This is a genomic window from Modestobacter roseus (assembly GCF_007994135.1).
Classification (GTDB): domain Bacteria; phylum Actinomycetota; class Actinomycetes; order Mycobacteriales; family Geodermatophilaceae; genus Modestobacter; species Modestobacter roseus.
In genome coordinates this window covers 1617416-1632797 of record NZ_VLKF01000001.1, presented here as the reverse complement: position 1 = coordinate 1632797, position 15382 = coordinate 1617416, and the positions used below count along the sequence as shown (strand labels likewise).

The window sequence follows — 15382 nt, the reverse complement described above, 5'->3', positions numbered from 1 at the left end:
CCATGAACCACACCTCCACCCGCCCCCGGTGGGTGACCCGCGCCGTCGGCGTGGCCGGTGCCGCCGCGCTCGGCGCCGGAGTCGTCGTGGTGGCCGCCGGTCCGGCCGCCGCCGCGGAGACCGTCTCCGACGGCACGCTCAGCTGGGGCGTCAAGCAGTCCTTCCGCAGCTACATCGCCGGGCCGATCGCGCACGGCTCGGTCACCGCCGCGGGCGGTGCCACCACCGCGGGCGACGGCACGTTCCAGTTCCCGTCGGGCACCGGCACGGTCGACGGCACCACCGTCGACGCCGCGTTCGCCGGGTCGGTGCACTTCACCGGTCACTCCGGGCAGCTCGCCCTGACCATCGCCGGCCTGGAGGTGCACATCGACGGCACCAGCGGGGTGCTCGTGGCCGACGTCGACTCCAAGAGCCTCAGCGGCGGCACCATCGAGTCCTACCCGGACGTCGAGCTCGCCGCGCTGGACCTGAGCGGGGTCAGCCCGGTGGCGACCGCCGACGGGTACAGCTGGACCGGCGTCCCGGCCACGATGACCGAGGCGGGGGCCCCGGCGTTCGCCGATTTCTACTCGGCCGGCACGGCGCTGGACCCGCTGAGCTTCACCGTCGTCGCCGACGACGCCGCACCGGTCGACCCGGACCCCGGCACCGACCCGGACCCGGGCACCGACCCCGACCCGGGGACCCCGGCGGAGAACGAGCAGCAGCTCACCGTCGTCGTTGCCGAGGGCGCCGTGGAGCCCGAGCCCGGCACGTTCTCCTGGGAGATCAGCGGGGACGACTCGGTGGTCAGCCTCGGCACCGCCACCGACGAGGGCGACCACCTGGCCGCCGCCGGTCAGCTCAAGCCGGTGGTCGTGACCGACACGCGGAGCACCCGGTCGGCCTGGTCGATCAGCGCCCAGGTCAGCGACTTCACCGCCGGCTCGGCGACCCTGCCGGGCAAGTACCTCGGCTGGACGCCGGAGGTGGTGACCGCCGGCGGTGGGGCCACCGCCGGGGAGGTCGTGCCCTCCGGCCGGCTCACCGGCAGCGGGCTGGCGGAGACCTCGACCCTGGGTGGGGCACCCACCGGTCACGAGCCCGGGACGGCGACCCTCGGCGCCGACCTCGACCTGGAGCTGCCCACCGGCACCGCCGCGGGGACCTACGCGGCGACCCTGACGCTCACCGCCCTCAGCTGACCTGCTGACGGCCGGTCGGGCGGACCGGCCCTCGGGGCCCATGGGAGGGGCCCCGAGGGTTGGTCCACCGTACCGGCGCGATGCCCGGCAGCACCCGTTCCCCAGCCGCTGTCCCGTCCTCCCACCGAGAGGCCCCCGATGCCCGTCCCCGTCCACCGGTCCGCGCCCGGACGCACCCCGCTGCGGGGCCTGGTGACCGCATGCGTGCTGCTGGCCGGCTCGCTGGCGGCCCTGCTGGCCGCCGCGCCGCCCGCGGTCGCGGAGACCGTCCAGTGGTCGGTCGCCCCCCGCGCCACCGACGACGGAGCCCGCCCCAACTACGGCTTCGTGCTCGACCCCGGTGCGGTGGTCGACGACGCCGTCGTGGTCACCAACCTCGGGGCTACCCCGCTGGCGCTGGGCCTCTACGCCGCCGACGGGTTCACCACCGACGCCGGTGAACTCGACGTGCTGCCCACCGGTACGGCCTCCACCGACCTGGGCACCTGGGTGCAGCTGGCCACCTCCGCAGTGGAGCTCGCCCCCGGCGAGCGCGTGGAGGTGCCCTTCACGCTGACCGTCCCCGCCGACGCGGCCGCCGGTGACCACTCCGGGGCGATCGTCACCTCACTGGTCTCCGACGCCGGCGCGACCGGCGTCTCGGTCGACCGCCGGCTCGGGGTGCGGGTGCACGCCCTGGTCAGCGGTGAGCTCACCGCCGGGATGGCGGTCAGCGACCTCACCGTCGACTTCCGGCCCTCGCTGGTGCCCTTCGCCCCGGGCAGCGCCGTCGTCGGCTTCACCCTGACCAACACCGGCAACACCCGCGTGGCGGCCGACCAGGTGGTCCGACTCACCGGCCCGTTCGGGCTGGGCAGCCACACCACGGCACCCGCCCGGACACCGGAGCTGCTCGCCGGCGCGTCGGTGCCGGTGGAGCTCACCGTGCCCGACGTGCCGGCACTGGGCGCGCTGACCGCCGAGGTGGCGCTCGTGCCCGCGGCGGTCGGCGCCTCCGACGTGCCCGCCGACCCCGTCACCGCGGCGTCGTCCGGCACCGCGGTCGGCCCCACCAGCGTGGCGGTGCTGGGCGTGCTGCTCCTGCTCCTGGGGTGGTGGTGGCTCCGCCGGCGGCAGCGTGCGCGGCGGGAGCCGGCGCACACCGTGACCCCGCCCCCGCACCCGACCTGCTCCAGCCGACCGGAGGAACCCCCCGATGACCGCCGCCGCCGTCCCCACCAACCGGGCCGTCCCCGCCGGCTTCGCCGCCCGCCTCAAGGCAGCGACCCAGGCCGACCACACCGCCGCGGAGGGCTCCGCGTTCGTGGGCGCGCTCCTGGACGGCCGACTGCCGCGCGCGGCCTACGCCGGGCTGCTCGCCCAGACGCACCTGGTCTACGACGTGCTCGAGCAGGCGGTCGCCGCCCAGGCCGACGTCGCCGAGGTGCGCCCCTTCCTGCACCCGGGCCTGCGGCGGCTGCCCGCCCTCGAGGCCGACCTGGCGTACCTGCTGGGGCCCGGCTGGCGGGCCGACCTGGTGCCGCTGCCGGCCACCGCCCGGTACGTGCAGCGGCTGCGCGACGTCGCCTTCGACTCCCCGACGGCGCTGGTGGCCCACCACTACCTGCGCTACCTGGGCGACCTCTCCGGCGGTCAGGTGATCCGCCGGCTGGTGGGCCGGGCCTACGGGCTGGAGCTCGACGGCCTGCGGTTCTACGTGTTCGACGACGTCGGCCGGGTCAAGCCGTTCAAGGACGCCTACCGGGCCAGCCTGGACACCGCCCCCTGGTCCCCGGCGGAGCAGCAGGCGGTGGTCGAGGAGGTCGGGCTGGGCTACCGGCTCAACGCCGCGCTCTTCGCCGACCTCGGCACCCGCTGGATGGCCGGGTTCAGTCCTCGGTGAGCCAGACCGCGCTGTCGGCGGGCAGTGCGATGCTGCCCGCGGAGCGGCGGACCCGGGTGGTCGAGGCCAGCAGCACGGTGCCCCGGGTGCGCACCAGCGTCGTGCCGGCGCCCATGTTGACCACGCACCGCACCACCGAGCCGTCGGCGGCGGTGCAGCGCACGGTGAGCACGTCCCCGCGGGTGTCCACCGTCGCCTCGCCCGACCCGAGCGCCGGGTGCGCGTCGCGCAGCGCCAGTGCCCGGCGGTAGAGGGTCAGCATCGAGCCGCCGTCCCGGGTCTGCCGGGACACGGCGAACCGGTCCCAGTCCGCCGGCACCGGCAGCCACGGCTCGGCAGCACGCTCGCCGGACAGTGCCTCACCGGAGAAGCCGACCCCGGCGGTGTCGTTCCACGGCATCGGCACCCGGCAGCCGTCCCGGCCGGCCCGGGCCCCGCCACTGCGGTGGAAGATCGGGTCCTGCTTGGCCTCGTCGGGGACGACGGCCTGCGGCAGCCCCAGCTCGTCGCCGGCGTAGACGTAGGCCGAGCCCGGCAGCGCCAGCATCAGCAGCGCCGCGGCCCGGGCGCGGGCGGTGCCCACCTCGCCGCCGCCGAACCGGGTGACCTGCCGGTCCTTGTCGTGGTTGCCCAGCACCCAGGAGACCGGGGCGCCCACCGCGCCGAACGCGTCCAGCGCGGTGCGCACGCCGTCGGCGAAGGCCTCGGTGGACCACGGCGACTTCAGCAGCCGGAAGGAGAAGGACTGGTGCATCTCGTCGGGGCGGGAGTACAGCGCCACCTGCTCCAGGTCGGCCAGGCAGACCTCGCCGACCAGCATGGTCTCGGGGTACTCGTCGCAGATCGAGCGCCAGCGCCGCCACACGTCGTGCACCTCGGGCTGGTTCCAGGTCATCGCCTGCTCCGGCCCGTGCCCGAAGAGGGTGGGGGAGTAGGCGCCGGGGTTGTCGCGCAGGCCGGCGTCCTTGAACAGGCCGTAGGCGACGTCGACCCGGAAGCCGCTGACGCCCCGGTCCAGCCAGAAGCGCAGGGTCTGCTCGAAGTCGGCGGCCACCGCCGGGTCGCGCCAGTTCAGGTCGGGCTGCTCGGGGGCGAACAGGTGCAGGTACCAGCGGCCGTCCGGGGTGCGCGACCACGCCGGCCCGCCGAACAGCGACTGCCAGTTGTTCGGCGGCTGCTCGGAGGCGGGGGCGAAGTGGTAGCGGGAGGCCTCCGGGGACTCCGGGTCGGCCAGCGCCGCCTGGAACCAGGGGTGCTGGTCGGAGGTGTGGTTGGGGACGACGTCCAGCACCACCCGCAGGCCCAGGGCGCGGGCGTCGGCGACGAGCGCCTCCAGGTCGGCGACGTCGCCGTAGTCGGGGTCGACGGCGCGGTAGTCGCTGATGTCGTAGCCGCCGTCGGCACCGCCGGAGGGGTAGTGCGGGTTGATCCACAGCGCGTCGACGCCCAGCCAGGACAGGTAGGGCAGCCGGGCGCGCAGGCCGGCCAGGTCACCGATGCCGTCGCCGTTGCCGTCGGCGAAGGAGCGCAGGTAGACCTGGTAGACCACCGCCGAGCGCCACCACGGGTCGGTGGTCGCCTCCGGGGTGAAGGCCTGCCGGGAGGTCCGCGCCGTTGCGAGCCGAGTTGCCATGCCCCGATCATCGGCAGCTCGCCGCCGTGTCCGCTGTGGCTCAGGTCACGAACATCGGCGTCAGAGTTCGGCGGTTCTCGACAAGGCCGTGCGCCATGCATCGGTGCTCGCCACCGGTGGGAGCGTTGCCGCACGGCATGATCACCACGGCGCCAGGGGGGCCACCCGTGTCGGATGACCCCGCTGGTGCCGTTCTCGCCGCCGGATCCCGTGACGTCAGAACTGGAAGACCACCCGGGCGGGGATGGCGCCGGAGAGGACGTCGGCCATCGCCTCGTTGACGTCCTCGAGCTTGCGGTCGACCGAGATCACCCTCGTGCGGCCGGCGGCGTGCAGCGCGAAGACGTCGGCCAGGTCGTTGCGGGTGCCGACGATCGACCCGATCACCGTCTTGCCGGCCAGCACCGTGTCGAAGATCGGCAGCTGCATCGTGCCGTCGGCCGGCAGCGCCACGCAGACCAGCCGGCCACCCCGGCGCAGCGACCGGTAGGCCTGGTCGAACGACTGCGGGGAGGCGGCCAGGGCGATGGCGACGTCGGCGCCGCCCATCGCCTGGATCGCCTCGACCGGGTCGGTGGTGGCCGCGTTGACCACCTCGTCGGCGCCGAGCTCGCGGGCCATCGCCAGCTTGTCGTCCTGGACGTCGACGGCGACCACGAAGCCGCCGGCGATCCGGGCGTACTGCAGCGCCAGGTGCCCCAGCCCGCCGATGCCGAAGACGGCCACGGTCTCCGCCGGTGCGACCCCGGCGACCTTGACCGCCTTGTACGTGGTCACCCCGGCGCAGGTCAGCGGGGCGGCGTCGGTGCTGGACACCCCGGCGGGCACCGGCGTGGCGTAGGCAGCGGTGACGAGGGCGTACTCGGCGAACGCGCCGTCGACGGAGTAGCCGGAGTTCTGCTGGGACTCGCAGAGGGTCTCCCAGCCGCCGATGCAGTGCCGGCACTCGCCGCACGCCGAGCCCAGCCAGGCGATGGCCACCCGGTCGCCGACGGCCCGCCCGGTCACGCCCTCGCCCAGCGCCTCGACCACGCCGATGCCCTCGTGGCCGGGGACGAACGGGGGCGTGGGCTTCACCGGCCAGTCGCCGCGCGCGGCGTGGATGTCGGTGTGGCAGAGCCCGCTGGTCTCCATGCGCACCAGCAGCTGGCCGGGGCCGGGCTGCGGTACGGGGCGGTCCTGCAGTTGGAGGGGGGAACCGAGCTCGGTGACGACGGCGGCCTTCATGGCGCTCTCCGTTCGGGGAGGTCTGCGGGTGTCAGCTCCGAGCCTGCCCAGCGGTGATCACCCGCGGAGGGGCCGAACGTCCCGCGCCGGCGGGCCGCTGGTCAGCCCTCGGCCAGCACCGCCGGGCGCCAGCCGCGCAACGAGCTGACCAGCGCGAGCTCCTCGGCGGCGGCCAGGTCGGCGACCCGCAGCACACGCTCGCGGAGCACCCCTTCCGCCAGCAGCCGGCCGCGCGCCACCCCGGGGAGGCAGCCGGAGTCGACCGGCGGGGTCCACCAGGTGCCCCCGATCCGCACGGCGAGCGTCGCCACCGTCGTCTCGGTGACCTCGCCCCGTTCGTTGACCAGCACCACGTCGTCGGCGTCCGGGTGCCGCGCGGCCCGGGCGGTGTAGACCTCGCGCCGGGTGGTCTTGTGCTGCAGCCACCGGCTCGCGGAGTCGACCGGTTCGGGGTCGACGACCAGCCGGACCGGCCCCGACGGCGGCGCCGGCAGGTCGGCGAGGTCGACGGTGACCGCGCCGTCCCGGTCCAGCAGCAGGCGCACCCGGGCCCCGGTGGCCCGCCCCGCCACGGCCTCGGCCACCGCGGCCCGCACCCGGGCCGGGTCGCAGGTGAACCCGAGGAAGGCGGCGGAGTCGGTCAGTCGCGCGAGGTGCCGGTCGAGGTCGCGCACCCTGCCGTCGGCGAGGGCCATCGTCTCGATCAGCTGGTGGTCGCCGGCCGGCTCGGTCAGCACCGCGGCCTTGGCCCGTACCTCGGCGCGCTCGGCTCCCGGGTCCGAGCCCCAGGTGATGCCGCCGCCGACGCCGTAGACCGCCGCACCGGTGGCCCGGTCGACGACGACGGTCCGGATGGCGACGTTGAACCGGGCCCGGAACGGCGCCGCCCCCGGGGGAGCGACCAGGCCGACGGCGCCGCAGTACACGCCGCGCGGGCGGGGCTCCAGGTCGGCGATCAGCTGCATGGTCCGCCGCTTGGGCGCCCCGGTGATCGAGCCGCAGGGGAAGAGCGCGCGCAGCACGTCGACCAGCCCGACGTCGTCCCGGGTGCGGCCGGTGACCTCGGAGGTCAGCTGCCAGACCGTCGGGTAGCGCTCGAGGGCGAAGAGCTCCGGCACCGCCACGCTGCCCACCTCGGCGACCCGGGCGACGTCGTTGCGCAGCAGGTCGACGATCATCAGGTTCTCGGCCTGCTCCTTGGCGCTGGCCCGCAGCGCGGCCGCCCGGGTGGCGTCCTCGGCGGTGTTCCGGCCGCGGGCGGCGGTGCCCTTCATCGGGCGGGTGCGCAGCCGGGCGCCGTCCCACTCGAAGAACAGCTCCGGGCTGGCGCTGGCCACCACGAACCGGCCGGTGTCCAGCAGGGCGTTGTACGCACCTCGTTGGGCCAGCGCCAGGTCGGCGTAGAGCCGCGCGGGGTCGCCGACGTCGCGGGCGCGCAGCCGGTCGGTGAGGTTGCACTGGTAGGTCTCGCCGGCGGCGATGTGCTCGCGGACGGCGGCCACCGCCCGGGCGTGCTCGTCGTCGGTCCAGTCCGGCGCCCAGTGCACCGGCGGTCGATCCCCGGGGGTGGGGTCGACCGGTGGGACGTCCTCGGGGGCGCCGCACAGGCCGAACCAGGCCAGCGGCGGGCCGTCGCCGGCGGGTTCGGCCACCGGCAGCGACGGGTCCAGCCCGGGGGCGGCCTCGTAGGCCAGCCAGCCGAACGCCCAGCTGCCGGCCGCCGTGGCCCGCTCCACCTCGGCCAGCACGCCGGCCACCTGGTCGGCCCGCTCGGCGACCAGCACCCGGTCCGGGGGCGGGCAGCGGAGCGCGGTGCCGGCGACCAGGTCGTCGAACCGGGCGCCCGGCGTGGTCGCGGTCATGGCGGCGGTGCTCCTCCCGGGACGGTGCGGTCGGCTGATCCTCGCCCACGGGTCCGGGCTGCCGGGACCGGGTGTACCGGTACGCCGCTCGTCGGGGTCGGGAGCGTGCGACCACGGCAGTCGTCGCGCACCCCGCCGGGCCGGGTCGGGCCGGCCGTCCCCGGGGCTCAGCCGGTGGTGAGCCGGCGCAGGTGGGCGAGCCCGTCCACCGCGATCGCGTCCTGGGTGGCGGCGAGCGGCCGCCAGATCGACGCGGCGGTGGCGATGCTCTCGTTCTCGCCGGTGAACGACTCGATGCACAGCGGACCGGCGTACCCCGCGTCGTCCAGGGCGGCGAGGAGACCCGGCCAGTCGAGGTGATCAGCGCCGGGCGTGCCCCGGTCGTTGGCGCAGACCTGGACGTGCGCGATGCGCTCGCCCGCCCGGCGGATCGCGGCCGCGACGTCCTGCTCCTCGATGTTCATGTGGTAGACGTCCAGCAGCAGTCCGCACCCCTCCACCGGCAGCGGCTCGAGGGCCTGCAGCGCCTGGTCGACGGTGTTGAGCAGCGACGTCTCGTACCGGTTGAGCGGCTCGACGGCGATCCGCAGCCCGGCCTGCCGGGCGTGCTCCACGACGGGCGACAGGTTGGCGGCGAGCTCGCCGTAGGCGGCGTCGCGCTCCGCGGTGGTCATCCGCCAGGTCCGGCCGGTGGCCGCGTAGGCCGGCCCGCCGACGACGTCGGCGCCGACCTCGACGGCGACGTCGACGACCCCGCGGAGGTAGTCCTGGGTGGCCCGCACCACGGCCGGCTCGGTGGCGACGAGGTCGCGTCCGGGTGCCATGACCAGGCACACGGTGGCGCCCAGGCCGAGTCCGTCGAGCAGCGTCCTCGCCCGGCCGGGGTCCCAGTCGCCGAGGTCCTCCACCGGCAGCTCGAGCACGTCGAAGCCCCAGTCGCGGACCCGCGGTGCCAGCGCGGCCAGCCCCTGGTCGGTGAGCGGTGAGTCCCAGACCCACGTGTTGACCCCGATGCGGCGGTCCATGTCGCGTCCTCGTCTCGGTGGCAGATCCGTGCGGGTGACGACGTACCGGCCGCCGGGGGAGAGCTCGCCCCCGGCGGCCGGTACGAACGGTGCGGTCAGTCGCGGTCCACCCAGGCGTCGGGGAACCCGGGCAGGTCCTCGCCGCCGAACTTGGCGTAGTGCAGGCTCGGCAGCCCCTCGTTGGCCTCGAGGAACTCGTCCAGGTCGTCCTCGGTGATGGGCTCCTGCGGGAGCACCCACTCCGCAGGGACCTCCTCGCCGTTCAGGATCCGCACGGCGGCGTGGATCGGCGTACGCCACTGGAAGTTGGAGTACACCGGCGCGATCGCCGTCATGTCCGTCTCCTGCCACTTGCGCAGGAAGCTGAGCTCGTCCTCGCCGACCATCACCGGGTAGTCGGCCCCGGCGTCCTCGAACGCCTCGACCGCCGCGACGGCGCCGTCCCCGGCGTCCATCCAGATGCCGTCCACGTCACCACGCTGCAGGTACTGGGTGACCAGGTCCTTGATCTGCGCGGCGTCGCCCCCGGTGAACTCGTCGCCGAGCACCTCCAGCTCGCTGTCGGCGAAGATCTCCTGCGCCGCCGCCCAGCGGTTCTCCAGCACGTCGACGCCGGGGAGGATGCGCAGCGCCAGCACGGTGTCACCCGGCTCCAGGTTCTCCACCAGGAACTCGGCCCCGTCGGCCCCGTAGGCGTAGCCGCCGATGGGGTGGATGAAGGTCACCGGGCAGTCGGTGTTCACGCCGCGGTCGAAGACGATGACCGGGGCACCGCTCTCGCACGCCGCCTCGACCGCGGGGGTCAGGGTGGCGGTGGTGGACGGCGAGATGATGATCGCGTCGCAGTCGCCGGAGCGGACGAACGCCTGGATGTCGGAGATCTGCTTGTTGTCGTCGTCGGCGGCGTCCGAGACGCGGAACTCGCCGATCTCGCCCGACTCCTGGAAGACCTCGACCTGCTGCTGCATCGTGATGAAGCCGGTGACCCGCCAGGGGTTGCTGACCGAGGCGTTGGAGAAGCAGACGGTCGCCGGACCTTCCATCGCGTACTGGGAGGTGTCGACCATCTCCGGTTCGATGGCCTGCAGCCACGGCTCGGCGGCGTCGCCGGTGGGTTCGATGTCGCGCTGGGCGAGCTGGCGCTCGTAGTCGGCCCGGACGAAGAACTCGCCCTCGGCAGGGGACTCGCCGCCGACGGCCTCCTCACCGGCCGACGTGCCGCCCCCCTCGGGCTGGTCGGTGGAGCACGCCGTGAGTGCCAGGCTGGTCACGGCGAGACAGGCGAACGTGATCCTGGTACCTCGCAAGGTTCCTCCTAGGGTGGGCCAGCGACGCTGCGCTGGCAGTGCGGGCGGTGCGGGGTGGGTGGGGTGCGGCCGGGCGCCGGCCGTCACGGGGACGTCCCGGGTCCGGGTGCACGGCCGTCCCGGCCGTCGTCCGGGTCGGCCGGTGACGCCGCCGGACCGGACGGGTCGTCCCCGGTCGGGACGTCGAGCGGGGGGCGGGCCGGGCGTCGGACGCCGCTCCTGGCCGCGTACGCGACGGCGGCGATGATGATGAGGCCCTGCAGCGCCGGTCGCGCCGTCGACGGCAGAGCCAGCTGGGTGAACAGCCGCTCGATGGCCTGGTACGTGAGCGCGCCGGCCATGGCGGCCACCACCCACCCGCGCCCGCCGCCCAGCACGACGCCGCCCAGGACGACGGCGGTGATCGCGGTGAACTCGAGCCCCTGCCCGACCTGGGCGGTCACCCCCGCGAAGCCGCCGATCAGGATGGCGGCCACGGTCGCGAGCGTGCTGGACAGCACGAACGCCACCGTCCGGGTCCGCCAGACGCGCACCCCCGAGAAGCCGGCGGCCTCGGCGTTGTCCCCGGAGGCCATCAGGATCCGGCCGAAGGGGGCGCGCATCAGCAGGACCGCGCCGATGCCGAGGACGACCATCACGATCAGCGCGTACGGCAGCTGGCGGAGGACGGGCAGGTCGATGCCCTGCCGGCCCCACTGGCGGAAGCTGTCCGAGAGGGCTCCGGTCGGGGCGCCGCCGGTCCACAGCCGCACCGCGCCGGCCAGGATGAGCAGGGTGCCCAGCGTGGTGATGAACGACGGCACCCGCAGGATCGTGGTGATCAGGCCGTTGACCAGACCCACCAGGAGCCCGAAGGCGAACATCAGCGCGATGACGCCGTAGGTCCGGCTCTCCTCGCCGTCGATGAGCTTGGCGGCGATGACGACCTGGGCGCCCACCAGGCTGCCCACGGACAGGTCGAACTCGCCGGAGACGATGACGAAGTACTGGCCGACGGCCAGGATGACCAGCGGTGCGGCACTGCGCAGGAAGGCCATCAGGGACGGCGGCTCCGCGAACGACGGGTTGAGCACCGTGATCGCCAGGAGCACGACGATCAGCAGCGCGAAGACGGTCGCGCTGCCGCCGCCGAACAGCCGCAGCAACGAGGAGCCGGCGGACGAGGCTCGGGCCGAGGGCCGTGCCGGTGAGGTGGTCGCGCTCATGATCGGACCTCCCGGGGACCGGCCGCGGACTGTTCGGCGGCCCCGGGACCACGCAGGCCCGGGCCGAAGCGGGCGAGGTTGCCGCGGCGGTCGATCTGGCGCCGGGCGTAGACGGCGACGGCGACGATGATCACCACGCCGCGCAGCACGTCCCGGAAGAACGGGTCGATCTCCAGGATGCGGAACACCGTGTCGAGGACGGCGAGGATGAGGACCCCGGCGATCGTCCCGGCGACACCACCCCGGCCGCCCATCAGCAGGGTGCCGCCGAGCACGACGGCCGCGATGGACTCCAGCTCGTACCCCGCGCTGTAGATCTGCGCGGCCACCCCGGTGCTGAACCGGGCGGCGAGCAGCAGACCGGCCACGCCGGCGGCCGCGGCCGACAGGACGTGCGCGACGATCAGCGTGCGGTCGGTCCGGATCCCCGACAGGCGCGCGACCTCGTCGTTCCCGCCGACCGCGTACATCGCGTAGCCGGTCCGCGTCCGGCGCAGGAAGACGGCGGCGGCGACCGCTACCACGGCGAGCACGGCGGTCGACAGCGGGACGACCCCGATGCGCGTGTAGCCGAAGGCCTCGAAGGAGTCCGGCACGGCGCCGGCGGGGCCCTGGTACCGGGTGTCGAGGTAGCCGGCGATGATCAGCGACATGCCGAGGGTGGCGATGAACGGGTTCACCCTGAGCTTGGTGACGACCAGCCCGTTGACCAGGCCGACGCCCCCCGCCACGAGCAGGGCGGCGACGATGCCCGGAACGAGCCGGTCCGGGTCGCCGTCCATCGTGGTCGCGCCCACCAGGCTGCTGAGCGCGGCGACGTAACCGACGGACAGGTCGAGGGACCGGCAGAGGACGACGAACGTCTGACCGATGGCGATGAAGCCCAGCACGCTGGTGCGGGTCAGCATGTCGATGACGTTGTTGCCGGTGAGCAGGCTCTCGCCGGTGAGCCCCACGAGGAGGGCGCCGAGCACCACGATGCCGACCAGGGCGAGGTAGATGATGCCGGTCGTCCCGAGGCGCGGGGTCCGCGCCCGCCGGCGTGGCTCGTCGGCGGGCGTGGCGGTCTCGGCCTGCCGGGTCGCGGTCATGCCGCCCTCCCGGCGGGCGCGGTGCGCGTGGCCAGCGCCATGACGGTCTCCTCGTCGGTGCCGCCCGGGGCGGTCCCGCTGACGACGCCGTCGTGCAGCACCACGATGCGGTCGGCCATCCCGATCAGCTCGGGCAGCTCGGAGCTGATCATCAGGATGGCGACCCCGCGTGCGGACAGGTCGCGCATCATGTCGTAGACGGCCCGCTTGGCCCCCACGTCGATGCCGCGGGTCGGCTCGTCCAGCACCATCACGGCCGGTTCGGTGACCAGCCACTTGGCGAGCACGACCTTCTGCTGGTTGCCACCGGAGAGGTAGCGGACCTCGCGTGAGCCGCTGCGCGCGGTCAGCTCGAGGGAGGACAGGATGCCGGGGATCGACCGGGCGCGCTCCTGGCCGCCGCGGCGCAGCACCGCGTCGAGCACGAGCCGGGCATTGGCGAGCACCGACTGGTTGAGCACCAGCCCCTGGGCCTTGCGGTCCTCGGTGACCAGGGCGATCCCGGCCCGGACGGCTTGACGCGGCGACCTCGGCCGCACCGGCGCGCCGTCGACGAGGACCTCACCACGGGTGAACGGGGCGATGCCGAAGACGGCCTGGGCCAGCTCGGTCCGGCCGCTGCCCTGCAGGCCGGCCAGGCCGACGATCTCACCAGCACGGACCTCCAGGTCGATCCCGTCGACCTGGGCGTTGCCGCCCCCGCGGACGGCCAGCCGGACCGGCCCGGGCAGGACCGCCGGGTCCTTGGCCGGGAAGTAGCCACCCAGTTCGCGCCCGACCATCCGGCGGACCAGGTCGTCGGGGGTGATGTCGGCGCTGGCGACCGTGTCGACCAGCGATCCGTCCTTGAGGATCGTGATCCGGTCGCAGAGGTCGAAGACCTCCTTCAGGCGGTGGGACACGTACAGCACCGCGATGCCGCGTTCCTGCAGGGTCCGCACCAGCCGGTAGAGCAGGGCCACCTCGTGCTCGGCGAGCGCGGCGGTCGGCTCGTCCATGGAGATGAGCCGGGCCTCGTGCGACATCGCCTTCACGATCTCCACGACCTGCTGCTGGGCGACCGACAGCGCGCGGACGGGGGTGCGGGCGGAGATGTCCCCGACCCCGAGGTCGGCGAGCAGCGCCTCGGTGTCCCGGTCCATCCGGGCGGCGTCGACCAGGCCCCGGCGGCGCGGCTCGCGGCCCAGGAAGACGTTCTCGGCCACGGTGCGCTCGGGGAGCAGGTTGAACTCCTGGAACACCGTGGAGATGCCGGCGGCCTGCGCCTGGAGCGGGGTGGTGAGGTGCACGGTCTCGCCCGCGAGCGTGATCGTGCCGGAGTCGGCCGGGTGCACGCCGGCCAGGATCTTCATCAGCGTCGACTTGCCCGCGCCGTTCTCCCCGACCAGGGCGTGCACCTCGCCCGGGTGGATGTCCAGGTCGACCGAGTGCAGCACCTCGGTGCCCAGGAAGGACTTGCTGACGCCGGTCATCGCGACGAGCGGCGTCCTGTTCACCTCAGGCATGCGCGTCTCCCGGGGCTCCGGGGCCACCCTGCGTCGGTGCAGTGGTGACGGAGGTCACTGGCATGGAGCGACCGTGGCAGGGGTTTCGCCGATGGTCAAGCAGAAGTGATGTCGCCGTTATCCGCTTGTGTCTAGCGGTCGGCGGAAGTGTCGTTAGACTCCCGATCGTGACGCAGCACACGACCGGGCCGGGTCAGCTCCGGTCCGGAGCCGACGGGCGCACCGTGTCCAGCGCCTCGCGGATCTCCGGGGACGGGGCGGTTGTCGCTGCCCTGGCCCCGCCCACGCCCACCTCCGTGGGCGTGGGCGTGGCCGGGATGCTGGCGCTGCTGCGCGACGGGAACCCGCGCACCCGGCCGGAGCTGGTCGAGGCGACCGGTCTGGCCCGGTCCACCGTCGCGCAGCGGGTCGACGCGCTGCTGGCCAGCGGCCTGGTCCAGGCCGTGGGCGAGGCGTCGTCCACCGGTGGCCGGCCGCCGACGCGCTTCGCGTTCGACCCGCGCGCCCGGCTCGTCCTGGCCGCCGACCTCGACGTCACCTCCGCCCGGCTCGCCCTCACCGACATGGCCGGCGTCGTCCTCGCGATCGTGGAGGACGACTGCGACATCGCGGCCGGGCCGGAGGTGGTCCTGGAGTGGGTGTGCACCCAGGGGCTCGCCCTGCTGAGCTCGGTCGGGCAGCCCCGCGAGGTCCTGCTGGGCGTCGGGATCGGTCTCCCCGGGCCCGTCGAGCACGCCACCGGGCGTCCCGTGTCACCACCGATCATGCCCGGCTGGGACGGGTTCGACGTCGTCGCCCGGCTCGAGGCGGCGCTGGGCTGCCCGGCGGTCGTCGACAACGACGTGAACGTGATGGCCCTGGGTGAGCGGTCCGCCGTCTGGCCCGCGACCGACGACCTGGTGTTCGTGAAGGTGTCCACCGGCATCGGCAGCGGCATCATCTCCGACGGCGCGCTGCGGCGCGGGGCGCGGGGCGCCGCGGGCGACCTCGGGCACGTGCAGGTCGCGCGGGCGGAGGGGGTCGTGTGCCGCTGCGGCAACACCGGCTGCCTGGAGGCCGTGGCCGGCGGTGGGGCGATGGTGCACCGCCTGCGGGCCGACGGCGTCCAGGTGTCCACCAGCGCGGACGTCGCCCGCCTGGGCCGCGCCGGCGTACCCGAGGTCGTCACGGTGCTGCGTGACTCCGGCCGGCTGATCGGCCAGATCATGGCCGACGTGGTCAGCCTGCTGAACCCCTCGGTCATCGTCATCGGCGGGGCGCTGGCCAACGACGGACTGCTCGCCGGGGTCCGGGAGGTCATCTACCGGCGGACGCTGCCGCTGGCTGCGCTGGACCTGCGGGTCGAGCTGAGCCAGACCGGGGACCGCGCGGGGGTGCTGGGTGCCGCTGCGATGGTCGTGGAGCACGTCCTCGCACCTCCTCAGCTCGACCGCGTGCTGGCCTGACCGTCGTACGGAC

At 74.5% G+C, this 15382-nt stretch carries 12 protein-coding genes; 3 read left to right on the top strand and 9 right to left on the bottom strand.

All coding sequences use genetic code 11. The annotated features are described in order from the left end of the window. Positions 1–2: 2 nt before the first annotated feature. Positions 3–1187, top strand: coding sequence for an HtaA domain-containing protein (locus JD78_RS07770; RefSeq protein ID WP_153361004.1), 1185 nt, complete (start codon positions 3–5; stop codon positions 1185–1187). A 404-nt stretch (positions 1188–1591) separates the two neighbouring features. Here JD78_RS07770 and JD78_RS07765 read toward each other — a convergent pair whose 3' ends face one another. Further along, positions 1592–2239 (bottom strand): hypothetical protein, encoded by a 648-nt coding sequence (locus JD78_RS07765; protein WP_166521066.1) that lies wholly within the window; start codon positions 2237–2239, stop codon positions 1592–1594. A gap of 143 nt (positions 2240–2382) precedes the next feature. Between JD78_RS07765 and JD78_RS07760 the strand changes: the two genes are divergently transcribed. Next, complete coding sequence (locus JD78_RS07760; protein ID WP_153361006.1) at positions 2383–3069, top strand: biliverdin-producing heme oxygenase; 687 nt, start codon at positions 2383–2385, stop codon at positions 3067–3069. Here JD78_RS07760 and JD78_RS07755 read toward each other — a convergent pair. From JD78_RS07755 to JD78_RS07720, 8 genes are all read right to left on the bottom strand, one after another. Continuing rightward, entirely contained in the window at positions 3056–4702 is a 1647-nt protein-coding gene (locus JD78_RS07755) for a glycoside hydrolase family 13 protein (RefSeq protein WP_153361007.1), read from the bottom strand. The genes JD78_RS07760 and JD78_RS07755 overlap by 14 nt on opposite strands. 216 nt (positions 4703–4918) lie before the next feature. Further along, positions 4919–5929: a zinc-dependent alcohol dehydrogenase gene (locus tag JD78_RS07750; protein WP_153361008.1), complete on the bottom strand. Its 1011-nt coding sequence runs from the start codon at positions 5927–5929 to the stop codon at positions 4919–4921. A 101-nt stretch (positions 5930–6030) separates the two neighbouring features. Next, positions 6031–7791: an aminodeoxychorismate synthase component I gene (gene pabB / locus JD78_RS07745; RefSeq protein ID WP_153361009.1), complete on the bottom strand. Its 1761-nt coding sequence runs from the start codon at positions 7789–7791 to the stop codon at positions 6031–6033. A gap of 167 nt (positions 7792–7958) precedes the next feature. Continuing rightward, positions 7959–8816 (bottom strand): sugar phosphate isomerase/epimerase family protein, encoded by an 858-nt coding sequence (locus JD78_RS07740; RefSeq protein WP_153361010.1) that lies wholly within the window; start codon positions 8814–8816, stop codon positions 7959–7961. Positions 8817–8911: 95 nt separating this feature from the next. After that, positions 8912–10087, bottom strand: coding sequence for a substrate-binding domain-containing protein (locus tag JD78_RS07735; protein WP_208104031.1), 1176 nt, complete (start codon positions 10085–10087; stop codon positions 8912–8914). Between the two features lie 119 nt (positions 10088–10206). Then, positions 10207–11328 carry an ABC transporter permease gene (locus tag JD78_RS07730; RefSeq protein ID WP_153361011.1) on the bottom strand — a complete coding sequence of 374 codons (1122 nt, stop codon included), beginning with the start codon at positions 11326–11328 and terminating at the stop codon, positions 10207–10209. Then, the gene (locus tag JD78_RS07725; protein WP_194290490.1) at positions 11325–12419 is read right to left on the bottom strand and encodes an ABC transporter permease; all 1095 of its coding nucleotides are present in this window, start codon (positions 12417–12419) and stop codon (positions 11325–11327) included. The genes JD78_RS07730 and JD78_RS07725 overlap by 4 nt, the downstream gene beginning before the upstream one ends. Continuing rightward, on the bottom strand, positions 12416–13924 hold the full coding sequence (locus tag JD78_RS07720; protein ID WP_208104030.1) for a sugar ABC transporter ATP-binding protein: 1509 nt from the start codon (positions 13922–13924) through the stop codon (positions 12416–12418). The genes JD78_RS07725 and JD78_RS07720 overlap by 4 nt, the downstream gene beginning before the upstream one ends. 167 nt (positions 13925–14091) lie before the next feature. Here JD78_RS07720 and JD78_RS07715 point away from each other — a divergent pair, with 167 nt between their 5' ends. After that, complete coding sequence (locus tag JD78_RS07715) at positions 14092–15369, top strand: ROK family transcriptional regulator (protein WP_208104029.1); 1278 nt, start codon at positions 14092–14094, stop codon at positions 15367–15369. The last annotated feature ends 13 nt before the right edge of the window (positions 15370–15382 follow it).

Coding starts and splice junctions, on each gene's coding strand:
- JD78_RS07770 (WP_153361004.1), top strand. CDS start 3: ATGAACCACACCTCCACCCGCCCCCGGTGGGTGACCCGCGCCGTCGGC.
- JD78_RS07760 (WP_153361006.1), top strand. CDS start 2,383: ATGACCGCCGCCGCCGTCCCCACCAACCGGGCCGTCCCCGCCGGCTTC.
- JD78_RS07755 (WP_153361007.1), bottom strand. CDS start 4,702: ATGGCAACTCGGCTCGCAACGGCGCGGACCTCCCGGCAGGCCTTCACC.
- JD78_RS07750 (WP_153361008.1), bottom strand. CDS start 5,929: ATGAAGGCCGCCGTCGTCACCGAGCTCGGTTCCCCCCTCCAACTGCAG.
- pabB (WP_153361009.1), bottom strand. CDS start 7,791: ATGACCGCGACCACGCCGGGCGCCCGGTTCGACGACCTGGTCGCCGGC.
- JD78_RS07740 (WP_153361010.1), bottom strand. CDS start 8,816: ATGGACCGCCGCATCGGGGTCAACACGTGGGTCTGGGACTCACCGCTC.
- JD78_RS07730 (WP_153361011.1), bottom strand. CDS start 11,328: ATGAGCGCGACCACCTCACCGGCACGGCCCTCGGCCCGAGCCTCGTCC.
- JD78_RS07725 (WP_194290490.1), bottom strand. CDS start 12,419: ATGACCGCGACCCGGCAGGCCGAGACCGCCACGCCCGCCGACGAGCCA.
- JD78_RS07720 (WP_208104030.1), bottom strand. CDS start 13,924: ATGCCTGAGGTGAACAGGACGCCGCTCGTCGCGATGACCGGCGTCAGC.